Origin of the sequence: Rhizobium sp. AN5 (assembly GCF_900215255.1) — a bacterium.
Classification (GTDB): Bacteria; Pseudomonadota; Alphaproteobacteria; order Rhizobiales; family Rhizobiaceae; genus Agrobacterium; species Agrobacterium tumefaciens.
Map to the genome: position 1 here is coordinate 559,457 of NZ_OCMJ01000004.1, position 22,735 is coordinate 582,191.

Below are 22,735 nucleotides of genomic sequence, written 5' to 3' on the forward strand. Positions count from 1 at the left end.
AATCCGTGAACCGGATATGATGACGCCGATCTGAGCGTTGCGCGGAGACGCCTGCCTCACGCCGGAAAATATTCTCCCAGCAATGAAGGCGCACCCTCGGTCCGCACCTCGCCCTTTTCAATCAGGTCTTCGATATGGGCCAGTACGGAAAGTGCCGCAGCCCCGTGCAGGCGTTTGTCGGTGCTGGCATAGATCACCTTCACCATATCGGCGATCCGCCGGTCGCCTTCCCGGATGCGCTTCAAAACCGCCCGTTCCCGCATGCGGCGGTGGGCGCGAAGCCCGCGCATGAAGGCTGCGGGATCGTTGACCGGGCCGCCATGGCCGGGCAGGAACAGCCGGTCGTCGCGGGCGAGCAGGCGCTCCAGCGAGGCCATGTAATCGCTCATCGACCCATCAGGCGGTGCGACGATGGTAGTGGCCCAGGCCATGACGTGATCGGCGGAAAAGACGATGCCGCTGCCTTCCAGTGCGAAAGCGGCGTGGTTGGCGGTGTGCCCCGGCGTGTGCAGGGCCGTCAGCGCCCAGCCGTCGCCGGAAAGGCTCTGCCCGTCGCCAAGTGCCACATCCGGCACGAACGCCGTATCGGAACTTTCGGCAAAGGGATTGGTCTCACCCACATGCAGTGGCCGGGCGGCGCGGTGCGGGCCTTCCGCAACCGTGATCGCGCCGGTCGCCTGCCGCAGCCGCTGCGCAAGCGGCGAGTGATCGCGATGGGTGTGGCTGACGAAGATATGGGTGACCTCGCGGCCATCAAGCGCCGCCATCAGCGCCTGAAAATGCGCCTCATCCTGCGGGCCGGGATCAATGACGGCAACGGACCGGTCGCCGACGATATAGGAGTTGGTGCCATGGAAGGTAAACGCGGAAGGATTGTTGACGGTGATGCGCTGGATGATCGGGGCAACGGGAACCGCCTCGCCATAGGCCGGCCTGAAATCGAGATCGAATGCCGGGTCCGCCATCAAGACCTCCTGAAATATGCCATGCCACGCAGAGCCGCAGCCTCAGCCGCGCAATCGCCAAGCCCTAACATGCCATGTCAGGCACGGCATCCAAAAAGCTTGGATTTTGTGAAAAAATAAGCTGTCAGGTCATTGCCGCGTCGGGCAGGCTTTGCTAATCAGGCCCGGTTCAGGCAGCGGCGTTTCGCCCAAGCTGCCCTGTTGGGGCGTCGCCAAGCGGTAAGGCACCGGTTTTTGGTACCGGCATTCCCAGGTTCGAATCCTGGCGCCCCAGCCATTTTTAATTTTTTAAATAAATTTATAGATTTATAAAGCATTAGAAAACCTTAATATTAGCAGTTTCCCGGTGGATATTTCCGTATCATAACAAAGACATTGGCCTATTTCAGCAAGGCTCCCCAAAATGCTTCTGTATTCAAGCATAAGTGCGGCTGTGAACGTAGGGTGAAGCCGGTGTCCGCAAGTGGAATGTTGCTGTGGATAATGCCGCTTGATTCCAATTATGCGCACCAGAATCAATTTTTTCTATGAAACTCTTGTGTGCCTAGTTGGAGAAGAAAATGCGGTTCGGAGACCTTGCGATTGAGGATGTTGTGAAGCTGGCACTAGTTTGCTTCGGCGGTGCAGCTGCGACGTTCGTGGTCTATACAGCGGGTTATTTCTCACTGGTGGGCCCAGAGTTCTTAGGGATATACTTTGATGGGAATATAATTTCTGGGATAGTTCAGGTAACTCCCATGGTTACTGGCGTTACTTCGATATGTCTTTTTTTGTACTATTGGATTTACAGATTATTTTGCAGTTTTGACGATGGGGAGAAAATAATAGATTTTTTGCTTGTGATTGATAAGGTTTTGATAATACCGATAGTTGCTACCTTATTCATGGATAAGGATTGGTTAGATTTAAAAGCTTTTATTCTTTTACTGTCTGCCTTTGTCATTGCTGGCGCTGTATTTTTTCAAAATATGCACTACGGTGTCGTTAATTATTTAAGTGTTTCTTTTCTTATTTTTACATTATTCAATGCGGTGGACATCTCCGGTAAGGCGTCGGCGTATAGAGACCTAACAAAAGATGCTCCACGTTATTCACTTTATACCACCGATAAAAACTACGTGAATGTTGTCGTGCTTAGATCAACATCTAACGGAGTAATAGTAAAATCTGGCAATGACATTATTTTCTACGGGAAGGATCAAATCGAAAGGTTGGAGCGTGACTTGAAGGGCATAAAGCAGTTCAAGGCTAAGTAGTTTGTAGATTTTAGCTAATATCTTATTATATGTTTTGGATGTTATTCCAACGCGCCATCATTGCATCTATCTTGGGCCGCACGGGGGTATCCTCCCAGAAAAAACGCCGCGCATCCAAAGACACGCGGCGTCCAAACTTAAAATCGCGGCTAAGCCTTAAAGCGCGATATCCGGAACCTTCTTCACCGGCGCGCCAGCAGGTGCCGCTCCCGCGCCCTTCAGCGCGCCAAGATCGATCTGCGGCGGGGTCGGCAATTGCAGGTGCTCGGCCGTATAGGCCCATTCCTGCTGCACTTTTTCCGGGTCGTCATTGAGCTTGGTGCCGTAGCTCGGAACGATCTGGCGGATCTTGGCCTGCCATTCCGGTGTTGCCACCTTGTCCTTGAAGACCTTTTCCAGAACGCTCAGCATGATCGGTGCGGCCGTGGAGGCGCCAGGGGAGGCACCGAGCAGACCGGCGATGCTGCCATCCTGCGCGGCGACGATTTCCGTGCCGAGCCTGAGTACGCCGCCCTTTTCCTCGTCGCGCTTGATGATCTGCACGCGCTGGCCCGCCTGCCACAGGCGCCATTCGCCCTGCTTCGCGTTCGGGAAATATTCCTTCAGCGCGGCAAAGCGGTCGTCGTCCGACATCATCAGCTGGCCGGCGAGATATTCCACCAGCGGATATTCATCGATGCCGACGCGCACCATCGGCCAGGCATTGCTTGTCGTGACGGAGGAGACGAGATCGAAATAGGAGCCTTCCTTCAGGAACTTGGTGGAGAAGGTGGCGAAAGGTCCAAACAGGATGACACGCTTGCCGCCAAGCACGCGGGTATCCAGGTGTGGAACCGACATGGGCGGCGAGCCGACCGAGGCCTTGCCGTAGGCCTTGGCCAGATGCTGCATCGTCACGTCAGGATTGTCGTTGATCAGGAACGAGCCACCAACCGGGAAACCGGCGTAATTGTCGCCTTCCGGAATACCGGACATCTGCAACAGATGTAGCGCACCGCCGCCGGCGCCAATGAACACGAATTTCGCATCCACGGTCTGCTCAGCATCGGTCTTCAGGTTGCTATAGGTGACGCGCCAGCTGCCATCGGCATTGCGCTGGATATCGGAAACCTCGCTGTTGACCTGCAGGTCGAAATTCCGGTCGCTTTGCAGATGCGAAACGAACTGGCGGGTGATCTCGCCGAATTCCATGTCGGTGCCGAGCGGCGACCAGGTCGCGCCGATCTTCTGGGAAGGATCGCGGCCTTCCATCATCAGCGGCACCCATTTCTTAAGCTGCTCGGGGTCGCTGGAATATTCCATGCCGGCAAAAAGCGGGCTTGCCTTCAGCGCCTCGTAGCGCTTTTCGAGATAGGCGATGTTCTCATCGCCCCAGACGAAGCTCATATGCGGCGTGTGGTTGATGAAGGAGCGCGGGTTCTTCAAAACGCCGTTACGCACCTGCCATGCCCAGAACTGCCGCGAAATCTGGAAGGATTCGTTGATGTTGACGGCTTGGCTGATCTTGATGTTGCCGTTGTCGTCTTCCGGCGTGTAGTTCAGCTCGGCAAGCGCGGAATGGCCGGTGCCGGCATTGTTCCAGCCGTTGGAGCTTTCAAGCGCCACGCCGTCCAGCCGCTCGAGCATCTGCATCGACCAGGTCGGCTCCAGTTCACGCAGCCACACGCCGAGCGTCGCGCTCATGATGCCGCCACCGATCAGAAGCACGTCGACCTTCTTTGTAGCCGTATTGGCGAGAAGTGAGGATGTCGGTAGCGCTGTTGCTGCAAGCCCTGCGAGCGCAGTGCCGAGAACCTGTCTGCGGTTCATTGGAAGCGCATGGGAGGGAAGCGCGTCTGAGGAAAGATCAGTGAGCTGGGATTTGTCTTGATCGATGGGAGTCACGGCCATACCTGATTCTTGTTTTGTGTTAAAAACACTCCTCCCAGCCGCCCCGTTACAGCAAAGCGGAAACCGGCACAACCCTGACTTATTCACTCCAGTTCAAGCGTTTTTGCGGGGATTTTGCCGGGACATAAGGTCGCATTGGCGGTTTTTGCCATTTTGCGGATTGTCATTTTTGTGGTCGCGAGGATTAGACGGTGCTTTCAAACGGTTGAAAGTGTCTCAAGCGCGAATATCGCGAAAATGCCGTCAATTCGGCGTTTGCCGCGCCTGGCGGATCAGGCCGCGCTGTCCCGTGTGAAAAAAATTCATGAAAAATGACAATAATCGCAAAAAAGTGAAAAGGCCCGCCGGTTAGGGCAGGCCTTGGCTCGTTTCGTCTGCTGGACGAAAACTCAGTTTGCGGCGAGGAATTCCGCGCAGTAGCTCGGGCCGTTGACGCCGGGGCGGTCGGAAACCGTGCGTACCGAAGTGATCGTGTAGTCGCTGGAGACGGTGAGCTGAACCGTGCAGGAGAGCGAGGCGGTGCGGGCGGGCGAAATCTGGCGACCCTTCTTGCCATCCTTGCCTTCTTCGAACTTGGCCGGAATGGTGGCCTTCTTGTAACCGCCGCGCCAGTTATAGATGGTCGAGCTGCCGGTTTCCGTGTCGCTCAGCGGCGGGCCGAATTTTGCAAAGAAAATACCTGCGGACTGACCGACCCACCGCGTTTCAACGGGGCTCTTCTGGGTGAAGGAAGGGGCAGAGCCCGTCGATGTCGTGCAGGCGGAGAGCGCAATGGCGAGCCCTGCGAGCGTTACGCTGCGAAATAGCATGGTGAAATGTCCTTTGTGCCGTGTCCGGCTTCCCGCCGGTCATTACGTTCCCCTAGCAGATTTGGCGGCGACGGGCAGGGGAGCTGTGCCGCTTGACGAAAATTTCCTGCCACAATTGCTTTTTTGTAACGTTTTCCGGCACGCCGCCCGGTGCGGCAGGCACTTCGCGACCGCCCTGCGCAGCGCGCTGAAAACTTGTCACAAAAAATGCAATATGCCGCTTGTCGAATGCCGGAGGCTGGTCTATAGAAGCGCCGCTGGTCACGGAGTGTAGCGCAGTCTGGTAGCGCACGTCGTTCGGGACGACGGGGTCGGAGGTTCGAATCCTCTCACTCCGACCAGCTTAAGCCCAATATTTCCCGGGGCTTTCAAATGGTCCCAACACTTTCTGAAAATCCTTAAATCAAGGCCTTGTAGCGAAACCTGACCGTTTCAAACCGTACGGGTAAACGCATTTGGCTTCCGCGCCTGCAAATCGCGACTTTGGTGATTGCACGGAAGGTCAATTTCTCATCCTCGCCAACGGGAGAATGAGCAAAACGCAAACAACAGCCGTCGGCCAGAAGTCGGTTAAACCATCCCAGGACCAATTCCAGAAGTAATAACCTTCCAGATGGGGAGGAGGCATTTCTACGGACACCTCGTAGTCCCGCTTTTCCCGGCCATGGAAATGACCGGCGGCGAAGGCCATCCCGATTATCCACGCCATTCGCCAGCTAACGAGCAGGCGAAACAGAACGGCGACAATCGCCGCCATGATGACGGCCTCTAGAATGTGCCCCGCCCAATCCCAATGGTCTTGAATGTAAGTCCAGTCGATCATTAGCGGTAGCGGTAATCACCACGCCAGTCGCGACGATCACGCCAATCCCTCCGGTCGCGCCAGTCGCGACGGTCATAGTCACGGTAGTGGCGATCGCGTTCATAGGTGCGGTAATACACGCCTGTCGTATAATATCCGCCGCTACGGTAGCCCCGATCATCGACACAGCCGCTTAGGATGCCCACCGAAACCAGGCAGATCGCCGCAGTCAGAATTTTCATAATCTTCATCTCCCAATGACGGACACTAACGTGCGCTGAACCACGCAGTTCCATTGCTGAGAGAGTGAGGTGTCGGTCATTAACCGGGCCTGAACACATTCCCATGGCGCTGGCCATCTTCTCGGTTCCGCCAAGCTTCGCAAACTTGATGCGTTTGACGTTATCGACTGCGATGAAGCCGTCGTCAGCGCAGTCGCAGGGAACGCAACCGCGCCTCAACCGTTATCCCACCACAACAACGATGGAGGATAACATGCTAAAAGGTATTGCACTGTGGGCGATGGGTGTTCCGATTTTTGTGATCATTCTGCTTTACATGTTCGTGTTTTAAACGAGGCCTGATCCAAAGGCTTTCAAACGAAAAAGGCGACCGCTTTGACGGTCGCCTTTTGTTGTGCGCGCGTGTCTGTCAGTCCAGATCGCTGATCAGCCGTGAGGCAGTCGCGCCATCTGTGCGGCGGATGTCGATCTCGTCGCGGTGCTTGGCCAGCAGTTCGCTTGCCAGAAGCTTCTCGGCCAGATGGGCAGGCAGGGAGAGAATGACGCGGTCACCCTGTTCTTCCGTCGCGCCAACGCTGCGTTTGCCGGCAATCATGCCACCCGCCACCGTGTTGTTGGTGTCGGGGTCGATCAGGATAAAGGAGCCGGTTGCCCGGTTCTGCTCATAGGCATCGAAGATCGCCGTCTCGTCGAAGGAGAGCCGCACCTTGCCGATGGCGTTCATCGGCAGCGATGTCTCGTGCGCCTGCCATTCGCCTTCTTTCAGGTTGAGCTGGCTGACCGGCTGCACGCTGACGCGCTGGCGGCGGCTGCCGCTTTTCAGCCAGTAACGTTTGCCAGCCTCGATGCCACCCGGCTGCAACGCCACGATCTGCGCGTCGAAGGCAAGCCCTGTCTGCGGTTGTGCCTCGATGGACACGATCATGTCGCCGCGCGAGACGTCCACCTGACGGTCGAGAACGAGCGTGACTGCGTCACCAGCAACGGCGGCGTTACGCACCAGATCGAAAGTGACGATCTGCTTGACATTCGCGACCATACCCGACGGCAGCACGACAACGCTGTCGCCCGGCTTGACCGAGCCGCCGGCAACCGTGCCCTGATAACCGCGGAAACTTTCGCCGGGGCGCGACACGCGCTGTACGGGGAAGCGGAAACCACCCGATTGCGCCGAGCGCACCGTGGCAAGCTCCAGCGTTTCGACCAGCGTCGGGCCTTCGTACCAGGGCATGGAGGCCTTGCCTGATAGCACGACGTTTTCGCCCTTCAACGCCGACATTGGAATGGCTGTGATCTGCTTGATGCCGAGGTCGGAGGCGAAATCGCGGAATTCGTGGGCGATCAGTTCAAAACCTGCCTTGTCGTAATTCGTCAGGTCGATCTTGTTGATGGCCAGCACGAATTGCCGGATGCCCATCAGCGCCGCGATGGTGGCGTGTCGGCGTGTCTGTTCCAGAATGCCGGTGCGCGCATCGACCAAAAGCACGGCGAGATCGGCCGTGGAAGCGCCGGTCGCCATGTTGCGGGTATATTGCTCATGGCCGGGCGTGTCGGCAACAATGAAGGCGCGCCGGTCGGTGGAGAAATAGCGATAGGCGACATCGATGGTGATGCCCTGTTCGCGCTCTGCCTGCAACCCGTCGAGCAGCAGCGCGAAATCGGGCAGGCCGAGATCGTTCTGCTTGCCGCTATCGCGGTGCAGGGTGGCGGCCTGATCTTCCTTGACAGCCTTGGTGTCCCACAGGAGACGGCCGATCAGGGTCGATTTGCCATCATCCACGCTGCCGCAGGTGATGAGACGAAGCGGGCGCGTATCACGCGTCGCCTTCGAATGTTCGGCAAAGGGCAGAATGGTGGCCGTGGAGGCGGTGTTGGTAGCAGCGGCGGTCATCAGAAATAGCCCTCGCGCTTCTTCTTCTCCATCGAGCCGGACTGGTCTCGATCGATGGCGCGGCCCTGCCGCTCGGAAACGGTGGCGATTTCCAGCTCGGCGATGACCTCCTGAAGCGTCGCCGCCTCGGAGTGGATCGCGCCGGTCAGCGGGAAGCAGCCGAGCGTGCGGAAGCGGATCGAGCCGTGCTGGATCTCTTCGCCGGGCAGCAACTCCAGCCGCTCGTCTTCGGCAAGGATCATCATGCCGTCACGCTCGATATAGGGGCGCTCGGCAGCGTAGTAGAGCGGCACCAGCGGAATGTTTTCCGCCTCGATGTAACGCCAGATATCGACTTCGGTCCAGTTGGAGAGCGGGAACGCGCGCACGCTTTCGCCCTTGCGGACCATGCCGTTATAGATGTTCCACAGTTCAGGGCGCTGGTTGCGCGGGTCCCATTTGTGGTCCGGCGTGCGGAAGGAATAGATGCGCTCCTTGGCGCGGCTCGCTTCCTCGTCGCGGCGTGCACCGCCGAAGGCGGCATCGAACTGACCGGCGTCCAGCGCCTGGCGCAGCGCTTCCGTCTTCATGATGTCGGTGTAGAGCGCCGAACCGTGGGTGAAGGGCGTCACGTTTTCGCTCGCGCCGCGCGGGTTTGTGTAGGAGATGAGATCGAGGTCATATTCCTTGACGATCTTGTCGCGGAATTCGATCATTTCCTTGAATTTCCAGCCCGTATTGACGTGCATCAGCGGGAAGGGCACGCGGCCTGGGAAGAATGCCTTGCGCGCCAGGTGCAGCAGCACGGACGAATCCTTGCCGATGGAATAGAGCATCACGGGATTGTCGAATTCGGCGGCGACTTCGCGGAAGATATGAATGGCTTCGTTTTCAAGCGCCTTCAGATGCGGATCGAGCGGCGGCTTGGATGCGACAGTATTCTTGCTGTCCGTCTCGTGGACTGCGTTGGACATTTTAAACTCCGGAACTGGTCTGAATGATTATCGTTGTGGGATGGCGGAAATGGCGGACGCCTGGTCCGCACCGGCGACGTGAAGACCGCATTCGCGCTTCTCGTCGTTCTCCCACCACCATCGTCCGGCGCGCTCAGGCTCACCGGGCTTGATGGCGCGTGTACACGGCTCGCATCCGATGGAGGGGTAACCACGCGCATGCAACGGATTGACGGGAATGTTTTCAGAAGCGACATAGGCCTTGATCTGGTCGATGTCCCAGTCCGCCAAGGCATTGATCTTGATCAGATTACGCTCAGCATCGAACTCGGCAAAAGGCGTTGTCGCACGATTGCCCGACTGGCCGCGGCGGAGCCCGGTAATCCAGAAGGTGGCACCTTCCAGCGCCTTGCCGAGCGGGATCAGCTTTCTGACATGACAGCAGGCGTGACGGGCCTCGATGCTTTCGTAAAAACCGTTGAGGCCGTATTTTTCGGCATAGGCGTCGATATCGTCCTGTTCGGGCCGAAAGCGGCGGATGTCGATGCCGAAGCGTTCCTCGGTTTCCTCGATGAGATCGACGGTTTCCTTGAAGAGCCGGCCGGTTTCCAGCGTCACGACGTCGATCGGCAACCGGTGTGTGCCGATGGCCGCCGTGATGACTTGATCCTCGATGCCGAGGCTGGTGGTGAAGACCGCACGGCCGCCAAGACCGGCGATAAAGGAAAGTCGTCCCGCAAGATCGAGCCCGGCAAGCGTGGCGTCGAGGGATGCGGTATCGGCAGAGGCATTTGCTGAATTGATCGTCATTGTCACGTCCGGGATTTCCATGGCCGATTATTGTTGAAATCGGGCCTCTGGAACAGAAATGACAGTCTTTGTGCGCTGCACTTCAGAGCAAAAATGCCTCACGCGCACGATCTATGAGCAAAAGATGCCCGTTCACCTTCTTTGCAGCTTGGATTTGAATTGTGACAACTTCTGCGCTAAGCCGGAATTGCCGGGTATCCGGGCTTGTGTTCTACTGGTTTCACGATGATTTCGCAGAAGGCAAAATATGCGCTGAGGGCGCTTCTTTCGCTGGCAAAGGCCGACGGCGGCTGTCCTGTGCAAATTTCCGATATTGCCCGCGAACAGGCCATTCCGAAAAAATTCCTGGAACAGATCCTTCTCGAAATGAAGAAGGAACGCATCGTCGAAAGCAGGCGCGGCAAGCAGGGCGGTTATTTGCTGGCGCGCCCGGCTGCCGATATCACCTTCGGCGAGGTGCTGCGCCTCATCGACGGGCCGCTCGCTCCCTTGCCCTGCCTGTCGCAGACCGCCTATCGCCGGTGCGAGGATTGCGATGGCGAAAAGCAGTGCGAGATACGCCACGTCTTCGCCCGCGTGGCCGATGCCACCCGCAATATTCTTTTCAACACCACCGTTGCGGATGCCGTTGCAGGTGTGGAAGTGCCCGAACTTTTGACGGCCTGACGAAAAAATCGTCTAAAACCCCTGAATATTTTTCGCCGTAACGCCAAAAAATCGTCAAAAATGTGAAACGGTTTTGCATTCAGCAAAGTTTTACACGACGCTTGTTGCGCCTTTCGCCTATGCTGCGCTGTATTTGTTGCCCGTGGAAACGCTCTCGGGAAACACTTTTTCGATCGTATTCGGCCTCATTGACCAACTCTACCGGTCCAGTAGAGTTAAGCCATCTTCATCAGGAGGGAATACCGATGTCCAAGCTTCTGTCCGGTTTGAGCGTTTTCGCTCTCGGTCTATCGCTGGCTCTGGGAGGTGTCGGCTCGGCTGCCGCGCAGACCAAGCTGCTTAACGTGTCCTATGATCCGACCCGCGAACTCTACAAGGATTTCAACGAAGCCTTCGCCAAGAAGTGGAAGGCCGATACCGGTGAGGATGTCACGATCCAGCAGTCGCATGGCGGCTCCGGCAAGCAGGCGCGCTCGGTCATCGACGGTCTGGAAGCCGATGTGGTGACGCTGGCGCTGCAGAGCGATATCGATGCCATCGTCCAGAATTCCGGCAAGATCAACAAGGACTGGCGCGGCCGCCTGCCGCATAATTCCTCGCCCTACACCTCCACCATCGTGTTCCTCGTCCGCAAGGGCAACCCGAAGGGCATCCATAACTGGGGCGATCTGGTAAAGGGCGACGTGCAGATCGTTACCCCGAACCCCAAGACATCAGGTGGCGCACGCTGGAATTACCTTGCCGCCTGGGCATGGGCGAATGAAGAGTTCAAGGGCGACCAGGACAAGATCAAGGCCTATGTCGGCGAACTCTACAAGCGCGCTCCGGTGCTCGATACCGGTGCCCGCGGCTCCACGGTCACATTTGCGCAGCGCCAGATCGGCGACGTGCTGCTGGCCTGGGAAAACGAAGCCTATCTGGCCGGTCAGGAATTCGGCGCGGATGCCTTCGACATCATCGTGCCGCCGATCTCGATCCTCGCCGAGCCGCCGGTCGCCGTGGTTGACGCGAACGTCGATGCCAAGGGCACCCGCAAGGCGGCGGAAGCCTATCTGCAATATCTCTATTCCGACGAAGGTCAGAATATCGCGGCGAAGCACTTCTATCGTCCTTCGAACCCCGCAGTTGTCTCCAAGGATCTGCTGAAGCAGCTGCCCGACATCAAGCTCGTCACCATCGACGATCCGCAGTTTGGCGGTTGGGCCAAGGCGCAGCCTGAACATTTCGGTGACGGCGGCATCTTCGACCAGATTTACAAGCCCGCCAAGTAAGCGGATGATGGGCTGAAGACAAATCCGCCCACCCCGCTTAAGGGAACTTGAAAAACGACAAATCGATCGACCGGACACCGTGCCGGTCGATCCTTTATAACAAGGCCGGGGAACACCGGCTCCCAGAGAGCATTTCCAGGAAAAGTGGACCCCGGTTTTCTGTCCGGAAATGTGCCAAACTAAAGATTATCCGGAGCGTTGATGAGCAATAATACATCCGGAAACAGGTGGAAGTGGCGTCAATCGAGCGTGATACCCGGCTTCGGCCTGACGTTCGGTTACACGGTCGCCTATCTGTTTCTCATCATTCTTATTCCGCTCGGCGGCCTCGTCTGGTCCACGGCGAAACTTGGTTTTTCAGATTTTATTGCGATCGCTGTCGATAGCCGTACGCTGAATGCGCTGCGCGTCAGTTTCGGCACCGCCTTCATCGCCGCACTGGTGAACGCGGTTTTTGGCGTCATCGTCGCCTGGGTTCTCACGCGGTATCGTTTTCCCGGCCGCCGTTTCGTTGATGCCATAGTGGATCTGCCCTTTGCCCTGCCGACGGCGGTTGCCGGCATCGCGCTCACCACGCTTTATGCCAATCGCGGCTGGGTCGGCTCGCTGTTCGAACCCTTCGGCATTAAGATCGCGTTTACGCCGACCGGTATCGTCATCGCGCTGATCTTCATCGGCCTGCCATTCGTGGTCCGCACCGTGCAGCCGGTCATGGAAGAAATAGACCGGCAGGTAGAGGAGGTGGCGGCAACGCTCGGCGCCAACCGTTTCCAGACCATCACCCGGGTGCTGCTGCCAAGCCTCACGCCCGCCATCCTGACGGGCTTCGCACTCGCCTTCGCGCGCGGTATCGGAGAGTACGGCTCGGTCATCTTCATCGCCGGCAATATTCCTTACGTCTCGGAAATCGCACCACTCCTCATCGTCATCCGGCTGGAGGAGTTCAATTATGCGGGCGCGACGGCCATCGCCACCATCATGCTGATCATTTCCTTCGCCATGCTGTTCCTCATCAATCTCATTCAGGCCTGGAGCCGCAAGAGGTACGGTTATGTCTGATGCTTCCCGCACCTCGTCCCGACCGTTCCGCGATCCCGCCAGCGAGAGCCTGCCCGCCCGGCTGGTGCTGATCGCCATTGCCTTCCTGTTCCTTGCGGCTTTCCTCGTGCTGCCGCTGGTATCGGTGTTCTTCGAGGCATTTCGCAAAGGCGCCGATGCCTTCTGGGAAGCGATCGTCGAGCCGGATGCTCTCTCCGCCATCCGTCTGACGCTGCTTGTCGCCGCCATTTCGGTTCCGCTCAACCTTATCTTCGGTGTCGCTGCCGCCTGGGCGATTGCTAAATTCGAGTTCAAGGGCAAGGCGTTCCTGATAACGCTGATCGACCTGCCGTTCTCGATCTCGCCGGTCATATCGGGTCTGGTCTATGTCATCCTGTTCTCTTCGCACAGCGTGCTGGGGCCATGGCTGAAGAGTTACGGCATCGAAATCCTCTTTGCTGTTCCGGGCATCGTGCTTGCCACCATCTTCGTCACCTTTCCCTTCGTCGCGCGTGAATTGATCCCGCTGATGCAGGAGCAGGGCAATGGCGATGAGGAGGCGGCGATCTCGCTTGGCGCAACTGGCTGGCAGACCTTCTGGTATGTCACGCTGCCGAATATCAAATGGGGACTGCTCTACGGGGTGCTGCTCTGCAACGCCCGCGCCATGGGCGAGTTCGGCGCCGTCTCTGTCGTATCAGGCCATATTCGCGGCGAGACCAACACCATGCCGCTGCATGTCGAGATACTCTATAATGAGTACAATATCGGCGCGGCCTTCGCGGTGGCGACGCTGCTGGCTGGTCTGGCGCTCGTGACGCTCGTTCTCAAAACCATTCTCGAAATACGCTTTGGCGCGGGCAACGCAGCCGGCAAGCATTGAAAGGCATATTCATGGAAGTGAAAGTTTCCGGCATCACCAAGCAGTTCGATCGCTTTCCGGCGCTGAACGACGTGTCGCTCGACATTCGTTCCGGCGAGCTGATCGCGCTGCTCGGTCCCTCCGGTTCCGGCAAGACGACGCTCCTGCGCCTCATAGCAGGCCTGGAGCAGCCGACCCAAGGCCGCATCTTCTTCGGTGATGAGGATGCCTCGCACCGCTCGGTGCAGGAGCGCAATGTCGGTTTCGTGTTTCAGCACTACGCCCTGTTCCGTCACATGACGGTTGCCGACAACATCGCCTTCGGCCTGAAGGTGCGCCCTTCCGCCTCCCGCCCACCGAAAGCGGAAATCCGCAGGCGAGTTTCGGAGCTTCTGGACATGGTGCATCTGACCGGCCTCGAAAAGCGCTACCCCACCCAGCTTTCCGGCGGCCAGCGCCAGCGCGTGGCACTGGCCCGCGCAGTCGCCATCGAGCCGAAGGTGCTGCTGCTCGATGAACCCTTCGGCGCACTCGATGCCAAGGTGCGCAAGGAATTGCGCCGCTGGCTTCGCGAATTCCACGACCGCACGGGCCACACCACCGTCTTCGTTACCCACGATCAGGAAGAAGCACTGGAACTGGCCGACCGCGTCGTCGTCATGAGCCAGGGCAAGATCGAACAGGTCGGTACGGCGGATGACGTCTACGACACGCCCAATTCCCCCTTCGTCTTCTCCTTCATCGGCGAATCCTCCAGCCTGCCGGTGACGATCCGCGACGGCCAGGTGGTGTTTCAGGGAGAGAGCATCGGCGTCGCCGAAAATGGCGCAGGTGAGGGCGAGCTGTTCTTCCGTCCGGAAGATGTGGTGCTGACCGACGAGAAAAACGCGCTTTACGGCAAGGTTACCACCTGTCGCCGCCTCGCCGGCACCCGCATCGCCGAAATCGACATCGCCAATAACGGCCATGACCCCTATCACCTCGAAATCGAGGTGCCGCTCAACGCCGCCGTGGCGGTAGGTGCCGAACTGCGCTTTCGCCCGACCCGGTGGAAGGTGTTTGGCAAGAAGTAGGGGAGATGCGGCTGCGATTGGCAGCCGGCGGTTTGCGCCTATCCTGAGTTCCCCGCCATACCGGCCTTGAGCCGGTATCCAGCCAACCCAAGTCCTTTGGCTGAAAAGAACCTTTCCGCCACTCAGGCGCGCGTCCGACGGATGTATAAGATGTCTGCAACGCTAGCGTACACACCGTCATTCCTGTGCTCGTCACAGGTTGCCAGCCGGCGCGCGTCTGCGCGGCGGTGAGACTCCATTCAGTCCAAAGACTTGGTCTGGCTGGATCTCTGGGACAAGCACAGAGATGAGGGAGCCGGGTAAACGCGCCGATAACCCCAGAAACGGAAAAGGGTCGCCAGAGGCGACCCTTCCATGAGCTTGGTCCTGTTTACAGACCCGGGACTGTTTCTCAACGTTCCGAAGGCAAGAGGTTTTTACGCCGAGGGCTGCCCCGTCGAAAACCCACCCTTTCCATTGCCTGCACCAGAGACCGAAATCTCATTAGACATTGGATCACCTCCTTCCGATACGTTGAACATAACTAGAAGGTAGTACGATTCGTCATTAATGCAAGAGGTCTGATTAGGACACCCGCATCACTATCTTGCCGATATGATTGCTGGTTTCCATCAGCCGGTGGGCCTCCACAACTTCGTCCAGCGTGAAGACCTTGTTGATGACAGGCGCAACCTTGCCGCTTTCGATGAGTGGCCAGACCTGTTCGATAAGCTCATCACGGATGGCGCGTTTCTCGTCAGCGGTACGTGGCCGCATGGTGGAGCCGGTGACGGTCAGGCGTTTGACCATGATTGGCCGCAGATCGACCTTTTCAGCCACGGCGCCGCCCAGAAAGGCGATGATGGACAGACAGCCATCCTTGGCGAGTGCGGCAATGTTCTTTTCGAAATAGGCCGCACCGATCATGTCGAGAACCACATCGACACCCTTGCCATCGGTCTCGGCCTTGATGACCGTGGTGAAATCCTCGTCGCGGTAATTGATGGCCCGTTTGGCACCAAGCTTGACGCAGGCCTCGCATTTTTCCGCAGAACCCGCCGTCACATAGACATCAGCGCCGAAGGCTTTGGCGAGCTGGATGGCGGTTGTGCCGATGCCGCTGGTGCCGCCGTGGATGAGCACGCTTTCGCCTTCGGTCAGGCCCGCCATCTGGAAGAGGTTGGCCCAGACGGTGAAGAAGGTTTCCGGCAGCGCGGCGGCCTTGACGGCATCGTACCCCTTGGGGAAGGGTAGGGCCTGCCCGGCCGGCACGGTGCAATATTGCGCATAACCGCCGCCATTGGCGAGCGCGCAGACCTTGTCGCCAGGTTTGAATTCGCTGACACCTTCACCGAGCGCCACCACTTCTCCGGCAATTTCGAGGCCGAGGATCGGGCTTGCATCCTTCGGCGGCGGATAGGTGCCCTGCCTCTGCGCGACATCGGGGCGGTTGACGCCAGCCGCCTCGACCCTCACCAGGAGTTCGCCTCTGGCGGGGGTCGGCAAAGGTGCTTGCGAAAGCTGCATCACCTCCGGGCCACCATGGGAGGGAAGGTCGATGAAGCGCATTTTTTCGGGCAGGGTCACATTTTCGGGCATGGCCAGGGGCAATTCCTCAATTGTCGGCGTTACCTGAAGATTTAGGACAGATGTACCGCTTAGGGAAGGAGGCCCTTTGTCGCTGATGTCATTTTGTCTCCCCGAACACCCGGATGACGAGGCCGCCTTCGTTTTCTTTCGCGGCTGTCTTGATGCCGGCGATCTCGCTGCCGATGCGCTCGGGATTGGCGATGATCAACCCTTTTGGCAATGTGAGAACGCCGATGGAGCAACGCAGCAGGGCAAAATCCCGCTCATTGCCGCGACGGTCCAGCCCGACCATGCGACCGGCCTGACGGTCCTCTGGCGAATAGAGTTCGGCTACTTCACCGTGAAAATCGCTGAGCAGCCGCTCGAGGATTTCCGTCAGTTCCTCCACCGCCCAGTCACGCACGCCGACGAAGAAGTCGTCGCCGCCGATATGGCCGAGAAAGCAGTCGCCGGCGAAAAAGTAGCGACGCATCAGTGCGGAAAACAGGGTGATGGCGTGGTCGCCGGCATTGAAGCCGTATTTATCGTTGAAGGGTTTGAAATTGTCGAAATCGCAATAGCAGAAGAAACGGGTCTCATCGCCATCGCCGCAGCTGTCGGCAATGAAGCCGCCGATGGCGCGGTTGCCCGGCAGCGCCGTCAGCGGGTTCTGGTCCTGCGCCATCTTGAGCTGTTTTTCATTGATGACCTTGATGAGCGATGCGGCTGAGACGATGCCGGCGTAACGCATGTTTTCGGTCAGGATGATGCAGGCGCTGCCGCCCATACTGGCGAACATGTTCATCAGTTGATCGGCATCGGCGTCGAGACCCACGATCGGCGCGGGATCGACAAAGTGGGAAATGGTGCGCTCGTAGATCTTGTTCTTGAGGAGATCGCGGCCGAAAGGCCGGTAGATGTATTCCTTGAGGTGATATTCGTTGATGACGCCGCGCGGTTCCCCATTGGCGTTGAGGACAGGGAAAAACGCCTGCTGCGGGTTTCTGCGGAACAATTCGAAGACGCTGTCGACGCTGTCATGCTCATAGACTGTGGGAAGACGCTCTATTTCGCGACGGATGAGGATTTCGTCCAGCGACTGGCTGTTGCGCCGCGCCACGCCCATGCGGTTGAGGTGCGGAAAGCTCTCGGGAAGTTCGCTGGTGAAAACCGTCGGCTTGGCGATCAGCCAGCCCTGCACCAGATCGACGCCATATTCGCGGCAGGTGAGAAATTCCGCTTCGGTTTCGATGCCTTCCGCAATGACCCGAACGCCGAGAACATGGGCGATGTTGACGATGTTGCGCACCAGATGCTGCTTGCGCGGAAGATGATCGACACCGCTGATGAAATGCCGGTCGATCTTCAGGTAATCAAGCGGATAGTCGCATAGAAGCTTCATCTCGCCGTGACCGGCGCCGAAATCGTCGATCGCCAGCTTGAAACCTTCCTTGCGCATGCGGGCGATCAGCGCCTTGAACTCCGGCACGCTGGTATTGTCGAAACGTTCGGAAAGTTCAAAGCAGATGGAGGAGGCCGGAATGCCCGCCCGCGCCAGATGGCCAACGAGCTTGTCGAGAATGGCATCCCCGTGCGGGATAAGCCTTACATCGAGATTGAGGAAGAGGGTGGTGGTGGAAAAATCCGCCAGGGTGGAGAATTTCGCGAGCGCCCGGCTCGCCAGCATCTGCTCGAAGGCCTTCAGCTCGCCATCCTCGGCAGCCTGGTCGAGAAGCGCGAGCGGATTGGAAAACCCAAGCCGGTCATGTCCGCGCATCAGTGATTCATATCCGAAAATCGTGCCCGTCGTCGCCTCGACGATCGGCTGAAACGCGGTTTCAAGCACAAGCTTCGCCATGGGAAACATGTGCCCGGAGGCAAACCGCCTTATGACATCGTTCTCCAGCGTTACGGCCGGCATTTCTGTTCTCCGCTATTGCCAGTTCCCGTTGGTGGCATGACAAGTCAAATGCACACACGGGAACTTGTCTCTTTTCAGCAGACAATCGCAGATTACAGGTCAACAAAAGCTTTCACGACTGTGAAGCTTTAATGAAGGTTTTGTCACGGGCCCCTCAATAGCCAGGGGTATCTGGCAGGCCCTCAGGCCCGGCGCACATGGCCGGTGTGAGCGGCGTAAAGTTCCGCAACATTCAGGCGTTCGCGATCCGCCTCGATAGGCGCTGCAGCCTCTGTATCTGCGCCGGTTGCGGCAGCGGAGGCCGCCCATAGTCTCAGCGCGGCCCTTACGACCTCGCTGCCGGATGCGTAGGCGCCGCTATTCACGGCCTCGCGCATTCTTGCTGCCTGTTCCGGGGAAATCGATACTGTTACCATTGGCATGATATCACTCCCTTGTTCAACCGTTGCGAAGGCATCTCCGGTCCGTGCCGGGACCTGATTGGGATCGCGGTCTTGCGGGCGTTTTTTCAGCTTTCGTCTGGCGCCGCTTCCAACGAAATTTGTATCACTCTGCATATTAGCACGAAACGTGTTCCATTCCCAATTTGCAGTATATCACGGTTTAGTTTTTCCCCTGTGAGCGGCTCCTCAGCATGGAGCGGCTAGTCTTATCCGGCCTTGCCCGGGTTTCTTTGATCCATGGCAAATCAGCGACATGAAATGGCGCGTTTTTTATTGATTGATTGATCAATCAAGAATATTTTGCCCGCCATCAAGGAGACCCTTATGCCCAAGATCGGAATGGAGCCTTTGCGCCGCAAGGCGCTTGTGGATGCGGCGTTACGCACCATAGGCCACCATGGTTCGCTGAATGTGACAATGTCGGATATTGCCAGGGAAGCGGGCGTATCGCCGGCGCTTGCGCATCATTATTTCGGCAGCAAGCAGCAGCTTCTTCTGGAAACCATTCGCAGCCTGCTGCGGGATCTGAGGCGCGATGCGGTGGCGGCGCTGACCCGCGCCAATGGCCCGCGCGAACGGCTGAGCGCCATCGTTCACGTCTCTTTCCAGAGTGACCAGTTCACGCCCGAGACGGTGGCGGCATGGCTTGCCTTTTATGTCGAGGCGCAGCGCTCGGAAGAAACCCGCCGCCTGCTGGTGCTCTATTCCCGTCGCCTGCGCTCGAACCTAATGGCAAGCCTGAACCGGCTATGCCCGCCCGATGACGCCGCGCGCATTGCGGAAGGGGCCGCAGCCCTTATCGACGGGCTTTACATCAGGCACAGCCTGCGTTCGGCCCCGCTTGGGCTCGCCTCAGCGCCGGCCCTTGTCGAGGACTATTTCGACTTGCAGCTCAAACCATATCCTGATGGACAGCGCCCGAAGCCGTCCGTCCGCATTCTCTAGGAGTATTCGACATGACTATCGCGACGTCTCTCCGGGCGCAGCCCAAAGCCTCGCATTTCATTGACGGTGAGTATGTCGAAGACAATGCCGGCACGCTTTTCGAAAGCGTCTTTCCGGCAACCGGCGAGGTCATCGCAAGGCTGCATGCGGCAACGCCGGCGATTGTCGAGCGCGCCATTGCATCGGCCAAACGCGCCCAGAAGGAATGGGCGGCGATGAGCCCCATGGCGCGCGGGCGTATATTGAAACGCGCCGCCGATATCATGCGTGAACGCAACGAGGCGCTCTCCACGCTCGAGACGCTGGATACCGGCAAGCCGATCCAGGAAACCATCGTCGCCGACCCGACCTCAGGTGCCGATGCCTTCGAATTTTTCGGCGGTATCGCGCCTTCCGCGCTGAATGGCAACTACATCCCGCTCGGCGGCGATTTCGCCTATACCAAGCGCGTGCCGCTCGGCGTCTGTGTCGGCATCGGCGCATGGAACTATCCACAGCAGATCGCCTGCTGGAAGGCGGCCCCGGCGCTCGTCGCCGGCAATGCCATGGTCTTCAAGCCATCGGAAAACACCCCGCTCGGCGCTTTGAAGATCGCGGAAATCCTAATCGAAGCCGGTCTGCCGAAAGGTCTGTTCAACGTCATCCAGGGCGATCGCGACACGGGCCCGCTGCTCGTCAACCACCCCGATGTTGCCAAGGTTTCGCTCACCGGCTCTGTACCGACCGGCCGCAAGGTGGCCGCCGCCGCCGCCGGGCATCTGAAGCATGTGACGATGGAACTCGGTGGCAAATCGCCGCTGATCGTGTTTGACGATGCCGATATCGAAAGCGCTGTCGGCGGCGCCATGCTCGGCAATTTCTATTCTTCCGGTCAGGTCTGCTCCAACGGTACCCGCGTTTTCGTGCAGAAAAAGGCGAAGGACCGCTTCCTCGAAAACCTGAAGCGCCGCACTGAGGCGATGATCCTCGGCGACCCCCTGGATTACGCCACCCATCTTGGCCCGCTGGTCTCCAAAGCCCAGCAGGAAAAGGTGCTTGGCTATATCGAAAAGGGCAAGGCGGAGGGTGCGACGCTCGTAACCGGCGGCGGCATTCCCAACAATGTTGCAGGCGAGGGCGCTTATGTGCAGCCGACTGTGTTTGCCGATGTGACTGATGGCATGACCATCGCGCGCGAGGAAATCTTCGGACCGGTCATGTGTGTGCTGGATTTCGACGATGAGGACGAGGTTATCGCTCGCGCCAACGCCACCGAATTCGGCCTTGCCGGCGGCGTCTTTACCGCCGATCTCGCCCGCGCCCATCGTGTGGTCGACCAGCTGGAGGCGGGCACGCTGTGGATCAACACCTACAATCTCTGCCCGGTGGAAATCCCATTCGGCGGCTCCAAGCAGTCCGGTTTCGGGCGCGAGAATTCGGCGGCGGCGCTGGAGCATTATAGCGAGCTGAAGACGGTTTATGTGAGCACGGGGAAGGTGGACGCGCCTTATTGATGGTTGTGCGTGGGGCTTCACCCCCTCTGCCCTGCCGGGCATCTCCCCCTCAAGGGGGGAGATCGACCTGCGGCAAGGTCTCACCCATCTCGGTGTTTGAGAATGAAGTTGCGGTAGTGCGTCTTGCCGATCTCCCCCCTTGAGGGGGAGATGTCCGGCAGGACAGAGGGGGGTAAACCCGCCCGCTGACAGTCAATCGGAACCAACGCTCATTGGAGAGCAAATTATGCACGCAGATTACGTCATCGTCGGTTCCGGTTCCGCAGGCTCCGCCATCGCCTATCGCCTGTCGGAGGACGGCCGTTATTCGGTGATTGTCATCGAGGCGGGCGGCTCGGATTTCGGGCCTTTCATCCAGATGCCGGCCGCACTTGCCTGGCCGATGAGCATGAAGCGCTACAATTGGGGCTATCTCTCCGAACCCGAACCGAACCTCGACAACCGCCGCATCACCGCCCCGCGCGGTAAGGTTATCGGCGGTTCGTCCTCCATCAACGGCCTTGTTTACGTGCGCGGCCATGCCGAGGATTTCAACCGCTGGGAGGAACTGGGCGCGCAGGGCTGGGCCTATGCGGATGTGCTGCCTTATTTCAAGCGCATGGAACACAGCCATGGCGGCGAAGAGGGGTGGCGCGGCACGGATGGGCCGCTGCATGTTCAGCGCGGGCCTGTCAGTAATCCGCTGTTCCACGCCTTCATTCAGGCTGGCGCGCAGGCAGGCTTCGAGCTGACAGACGACTATAACGGCTCCAAACAGGAAGGTTTCGGCCTGATGGAGCAGACCATCCATAATGGCCGCCGCTGGTCCGCCGCCAATGCTTATCTGAAGCCGGCGCTGAAGCGCGGTAATGTCACGCTGGTCAATGGCTTCGCCCGCAAGGTCGTCATCGAGAACGGCCGTGCCGTCGGCGTCGAAATCGAGCGCAGGGGCGGGGTGGAAACCATCAGGGCCAATCGTGAGGTCATCGTCTCGGCATCGTCTTTCAATTCGCCGAAATTGCTGATGCTTTCGGGCATCGGGCCTGCCGCTCATCTGAAAGACATGGGCATAGAGGTTAAGGCGGATCGGCCGGGTGTGGGCGCAAACCTTCAGGACCATATGGAGTTTTATTTCCAGCAGGTCTCCACCAAGCCGGTGTCGCTTTACTCCTGGCTGCCTTGGTTCTGGCAGGGGGTCGCGGGTGCGCAATGGCTGCTGTCGAAAGGCGGGTTAGGGGCCTCCAACCAGTTCGAGGCCTGCGCCTTCCTGCGTTCCGCACCCGGCCTGAAACAGCCTGACATCCAGTATCATTTCCTGCCCGTCGCCATCTCCTATGATGGCAAGGCGGCTGCGAAAAGCCATGGTTTTCAGGCGCATGTGGGTTACAACCTGTCGAAATCTCGCGGCAATGTCACGCTGCGTTCCGCCGATCCGCATGACGACCCGGTCATCCGCTTCAACTATATGAGCCACCCGGAAGACTGGGAAAAATTCCGCCATTGCGTGCGCCTCACGCGCGAGATTTTCGGCCAGAAAGCCTTCGACGATTTTCGCGGGCCGGAAATCCAGCCGGGCGAAAAGGTGGAGACGGACGAACAGATCGACGCCTTCCTGCGCGAACATCTGGAAAGCGCCTATCACCCCTGCGGCACCTGCCGGATGGGCGACAGGAACGACCCCATGGCGGTCGTTGATCCCGAATGCCGGGTGATCGGCGTGGAGGGGCTGCGGGTCGCCGACAGCTCGATCTTTCCGCATGTGACCTATGGTAACCTGAATGGCCCGTCGATCATGACCGGCGAAAAGGCGGCGGATCATATTCTCGGCAAAACCCCGCTGCCGCGTTCCAATCAGGAGCCATGGACGAACCCGCGCGCGGCCGTCAGCGACCGGTGAGG

General features: G+C 58.6%; 21 protein-coding genes and 2 tRNA genes. 12 read left to right on the plus strand and 11 right to left on the minus strand.

Annotated elements, in window-relative coordinates; translation table 11 throughout:
• Positions 1 to 56 precede the first annotated feature (56 nt).
• The gene (locus CRP02_RS15020; RefSeq protein ID WP_097171607.1) at positions 57 to 965 is read right to left on the minus strand and encodes an MBL fold metallo-hydrolase; all 909 of its coding nucleotides are present in this window, start codon (positions 963 to 965) and stop codon (positions 57 to 59) included.
• A gap of 202 nt (positions 966 to 1,167) precedes the next feature.
• Here CRP02_RS15020 and CRP02_RS15025 point away from each other — a divergent pair.
• A tRNA-Gln gene (locus tag CRP02_RS15025) sits at positions 1,168 to 1,242 on the plus strand.
• Positions 1,243 to 1,525: 283 nt separating this feature from the next.
• Positions 1,526 to 2,221: a hypothetical protein gene (locus tag CRP02_RS15030; protein ID WP_097171608.1), complete on the plus strand. Its 696-nt coding sequence runs from the start codon at positions 1,526 to 1,528 to the stop codon at positions 2,219 to 2,221.
• Between the two features lie 156 nt (positions 2,222 to 2,377).
• Here CRP02_RS15030 and mqo read toward each other — a convergent pair whose 3' ends face one another.
• Both mqo and CRP02_RS15040 read right to left on the minus strand, forming a co-directional pair.
• Positions 2,378 to 4,111, minus strand: coding sequence for a malate dehydrogenase (quinone) (gene mqo, locus CRP02_RS15035; protein WP_025592695.1), 1,734 nt, complete (start codon positions 4,109 to 4,111; stop codon positions 2,378 to 2,380).
• 389 nt (positions 4,112 to 4,500) lie between these two features.
• Positions 4,501 to 4,920, minus strand: coding sequence for a hypothetical protein (locus CRP02_RS15040; RefSeq protein ID WP_003511854.1), 420 nt, complete (start codon positions 4,918 to 4,920; stop codon positions 4,501 to 4,503).
• A gap of 264 nt (positions 4,921 to 5,184) precedes the next feature.
• Here CRP02_RS15040 and CRP02_RS15050 point away from each other — a divergent pair.
• Positions 5,185 to 5,261: transfer RNA gene (locus CRP02_RS15050), tRNA-Pro, on the plus strand.
• A 161-nt stretch (positions 5,262 to 5,422) separates the two neighbouring features.
• Here the strand turns inward: CRP02_RS15050 and CRP02_RS15055 are convergent.
• Together CRP02_RS15055 and CRP02_RS15060 are read right to left on the minus strand one after the other, a co-directional pair.
• Complete coding sequence (locus tag CRP02_RS15055; protein ID WP_097101797.1) at positions 5,423 to 5,743, minus strand: hypothetical protein; 321 nt, start codon at positions 5,741 to 5,743, stop codon at positions 5,423 to 5,425.
• Positions 5,743 to 5,964 carry a hypothetical protein gene (locus CRP02_RS15060; protein ID WP_003511857.1) on the minus strand — a complete coding sequence of 74 codons (222 nt, stop codon included), beginning with the start codon at positions 5,962 to 5,964 and terminating at the stop codon, positions 5,743 to 5,745. Before CRP02_RS15060 ends, CRP02_RS15055 begins: the two co-directional genes overlap by 1 nt.
• Before the next feature lie 103 nt (positions 5,965 to 6,067).
• Between CRP02_RS15060 and CRP02_RS15065 the strand changes: the two genes are divergently transcribed.
• Positions 6,068 to 6,295, plus strand: coding sequence for a hypothetical protein (locus CRP02_RS15065; protein ID WP_097171609.1), 228 nt, complete (start codon positions 6,068 to 6,070; stop codon positions 6,293 to 6,295).
• Positions 6,296 to 6,373: 78 nt separating this feature from the next.
• On the opposite strand, the gene cysN is transcribed toward CRP02_RS15065, so the two are convergent.
• From cysN to CRP02_RS15080, 3 genes are read right to left on the minus strand one after another with little or no spacing between them, the layout of a single operon-like run.
• On the minus strand, positions 6,374 to 7,855 hold the full coding sequence (cysN, locus tag CRP02_RS15070; protein WP_003511861.1) for a sulfate adenylyltransferase subunit CysN: 1,482 nt from the start codon (positions 7,853 to 7,855) through the stop codon (positions 6,374 to 6,376).
• A complete protein-coding gene (gene cysD, locus CRP02_RS15075) occupies positions 7,855 to 8,808 on the minus strand; it encodes a sulfate adenylyltransferase subunit CysD (protein ID WP_097171610.1) in 954 nt (317 codons plus the stop codon). Before cysD ends, cysN begins: the two co-directional genes overlap by 1 nt.
• Before the next feature lie 27 nt (positions 8,809 to 8,835).
• Complete coding sequence (locus CRP02_RS15080) at positions 8,836 to 9,618, minus strand: phosphoadenylyl-sulfate reductase (protein WP_179784029.1); 783 nt, start codon at positions 9,616 to 9,618, stop codon at positions 8,836 to 8,838.
• Between the two features lie 204 nt (positions 9,619 to 9,822).
• Between CRP02_RS15080 and CRP02_RS15085 the strand changes: the two genes are divergently transcribed.
• The 5 genes from CRP02_RS15085 to CRP02_RS15105 all read left to right on the plus strand — a co-directional run bounded on the left by CRP02_RS15085 (position 9,823) and on the right by CRP02_RS15105 (position 14,507).
• Entirely contained in the window at positions 9,823 to 10,263 is a 441-nt protein-coding gene (locus CRP02_RS15085) for an RrF2 family transcriptional regulator (protein ID WP_025592702.1), read from the plus strand.
• Between the two features lie 245 nt (positions 10,264 to 10,508).
• Entirely contained in the window at positions 10,509 to 11,534 is a 1,026-nt protein-coding gene (locus tag CRP02_RS15090) for a sulfate ABC transporter substrate-binding protein (protein ID WP_003511869.1), read from the plus strand.
• A gap of 201 nt (positions 11,535 to 11,735) precedes the next feature.
• Positions 11,736 to 12,593: a sulfate ABC transporter permease subunit CysT gene (gene cysT / locus CRP02_RS15095; protein WP_097101801.1), complete on the plus strand. Its 858-nt coding sequence runs from the start codon at positions 11,736 to 11,738 to the stop codon at positions 12,591 to 12,593.
• Positions 12,586 to 13,455: a sulfate ABC transporter permease subunit CysW gene (cysW, locus tag CRP02_RS15100; protein ID WP_003511871.1), complete on the plus strand. Its 870-nt coding sequence runs from the start codon at positions 12,586 to 12,588 to the stop codon at positions 13,453 to 13,455. Before cysT ends, cysW begins: the two co-directional genes overlap by 8 nt.
• Before the next feature lie 11 nt (positions 13,456 to 13,466).
• A complete protein-coding gene (locus tag CRP02_RS15105; RefSeq protein ID WP_003511873.1) occupies positions 13,467 to 14,507 on the plus strand; it encodes a sulfate/molybdate ABC transporter ATP-binding protein in 1,041 nt (346 codons plus the stop codon).
• Between the two features lie 564 nt (positions 14,508 to 15,071).
• Here the strand turns inward: CRP02_RS15105 and CRP02_RS15115 are convergent.
• From CRP02_RS15115 to CRP02_RS15125, 3 genes are all read right to left on the minus strand, one after another.
• The gene (locus CRP02_RS15115) at positions 15,072 to 16,085 is read right to left on the minus strand and encodes an NAD(P)H-quinone oxidoreductase (RefSeq protein ID WP_179784030.1); all 1,014 of its coding nucleotides are present in this window, start codon (positions 16,083 to 16,085) and stop codon (positions 15,072 to 15,074) included.
• A gap of 88 nt (positions 16,086 to 16,173) precedes the next feature.
• Complete coding sequence (locus CRP02_RS15120) at positions 16,174 to 17,976, minus strand: GGDEF domain-containing protein (RefSeq protein ID WP_097171612.1); 1,803 nt, start codon at positions 17,974 to 17,976, stop codon at positions 16,174 to 16,176.
• Positions 17,977 to 18,158: 182 nt separating this feature from the next.
• Positions 18,159 to 18,398 (minus strand): type II toxin-antitoxin system ParD family antitoxin, encoded by a 240-nt coding sequence (locus CRP02_RS15125; protein WP_097172789.1) that lies wholly within the window; start codon positions 18,396 to 18,398, stop codon positions 18,159 to 18,161.
• Between the two features lie 345 nt (positions 18,399 to 18,743).
• Between CRP02_RS15125 and betI the strand changes: the two genes are divergently transcribed.
• From betI to betA, 3 genes are all read left to right on the plus strand, one after another.
• Positions 18,744 to 19,364, plus strand: a complete 621-nt coding sequence (gene betI, locus CRP02_RS15130) for a transcriptional regulator BetI (protein WP_003511878.1) — start codon at positions 18,744 to 18,746, stop codon at positions 19,362 to 19,364.
• A gap of 11 nt (positions 19,365 to 19,375) precedes the next feature.
• Positions 19,376 to 20,857 carry a betaine-aldehyde dehydrogenase gene (gene betB, locus CRP02_RS15135; RefSeq protein ID WP_097171613.1) on the plus strand — a complete coding sequence of 494 codons (1,482 nt, stop codon included), beginning with the start codon at positions 19,376 to 19,378 and terminating at the stop codon, positions 20,855 to 20,857.
• A 226-nt stretch (positions 20,858 to 21,083) separates the two neighbouring features.
• Positions 21,084 to 22,733, plus strand: a complete 1,650-nt coding sequence (gene betA / locus CRP02_RS15140) for a choline dehydrogenase (RefSeq protein ID WP_097171614.1) — start codon at positions 21,084 to 21,086, stop codon at positions 22,731 to 22,733.
• Positions 22,734 to 22,735: the final 2 nt, after the last annotated feature.

Coding starts and splice junctions, on each gene's coding strand:
- CRP02_RS15020 (WP_097171607.1), bottom strand. CDS start 965: ATGGCGGACCCGGCATTCGATCTCGATTTCAGGCCGGCCTATGGCGAG.
- CRP02_RS15030 (WP_097171608.1), top strand. CDS start 1,526: ATGCGGTTCGGAGACCTTGCGATTGAGGATGTTGTGAAGCTGGCACTA.
- mqo (WP_025592695.1), bottom strand. CDS start 4,111: ATGGCCGTGACTCCCATCGATCAAGACAAATCCCAGCTCACTGATCTT.
- CRP02_RS15040 (WP_003511854.1), bottom strand. CDS start 4,920: ATGCTATTTCGCAGCGTAACGCTCGCAGGGCTCGCCATTGCGCTCTCC.
- CRP02_RS15055 (WP_097101797.1), bottom strand. CDS start 5,743: ATGATCGACTGGACTTACATTCAAGACCATTGGGATTGGGCGGGGCAC.
- CRP02_RS15060 (WP_003511857.1), bottom strand. CDS start 5,964: ATGAAAATTCTGACTGCGGCGATCTGCCTGGTTTCGGTGGGCATCCTA.
- CRP02_RS15065 (WP_097171609.1), top strand. CDS start 6,068: ATGGCGCTGGCCATCTTCTCGGTTCCGCCAAGCTTCGCAAACTTGATG.
- cysN (WP_003511861.1), bottom strand. CDS start 7,855: ATGACCGCCGCTGCTACCAACACCGCCTCCACGGCCACCATTCTGCCC.
- cysD (WP_097171610.1), bottom strand. CDS start 8,808: ATGTCCAACGCAGTCCACGAGACGGACAGCAAGAATACTGTCGCATCC.
- CRP02_RS15080 (WP_179784029.1), bottom strand. CDS start 9,618: ATGGAAATCCCGGACGTGACAATGACGATCAATTCAGCAAATGCCTCT.
- CRP02_RS15085 (WP_025592702.1), top strand. CDS start 9,823: ATGATTTCGCAGAAGGCAAAATATGCGCTGAGGGCGCTTCTTTCGCTG.
- CRP02_RS15090 (WP_003511869.1), top strand. CDS start 10,509: ATGTCCAAGCTTCTGTCCGGTTTGAGCGTTTTCGCTCTCGGTCTATCG.
- cysT (WP_097101801.1), top strand. CDS start 11,736: ATGAGCAATAATACATCCGGAAACAGGTGGAAGTGGCGTCAATCGAGC.
- cysW (WP_003511871.1), top strand. CDS start 12,586: ATGTCTGATGCTTCCCGCACCTCGTCCCGACCGTTCCGCGATCCCGCC.
- CRP02_RS15105 (WP_003511873.1), top strand. CDS start 13,467: ATGGAAGTGAAAGTTTCCGGCATCACCAAGCAGTTCGATCGCTTTCCG.
- CRP02_RS15115 (WP_179784030.1), bottom strand. CDS start 16,085: ATGCCCGAAAATGTGACCCTGCCCGAAAAAATGCGCTTCATCGACCTT.
- CRP02_RS15120 (WP_097171612.1), bottom strand. CDS start 17,976: ATGCCGGCCGTAACGCTGGAGAACGATGTCATAAGGCGGTTTGCCTCC.
- CRP02_RS15125 (WP_097172789.1), bottom strand. CDS start 18,398: ATGCCAATGGTAACAGTATCGATTTCCCCGGAACAGGCAGCAAGAATG.
- betI (WP_003511878.1), top strand. CDS start 18,744: ATGCCCAAGATCGGAATGGAGCCTTTGCGCCGCAAGGCGCTTGTGGAT.
- betB (WP_097171613.1), top strand. CDS start 19,376: ATGACTATCGCGACGTCTCTCCGGGCGCAGCCCAAAGCCTCGCATTTC.
- betA (WP_097171614.1), top strand. CDS start 21,084: ATGCACGCAGATTACGTCATCGTCGGTTCCGGTTCCGCAGGCTCCGCC.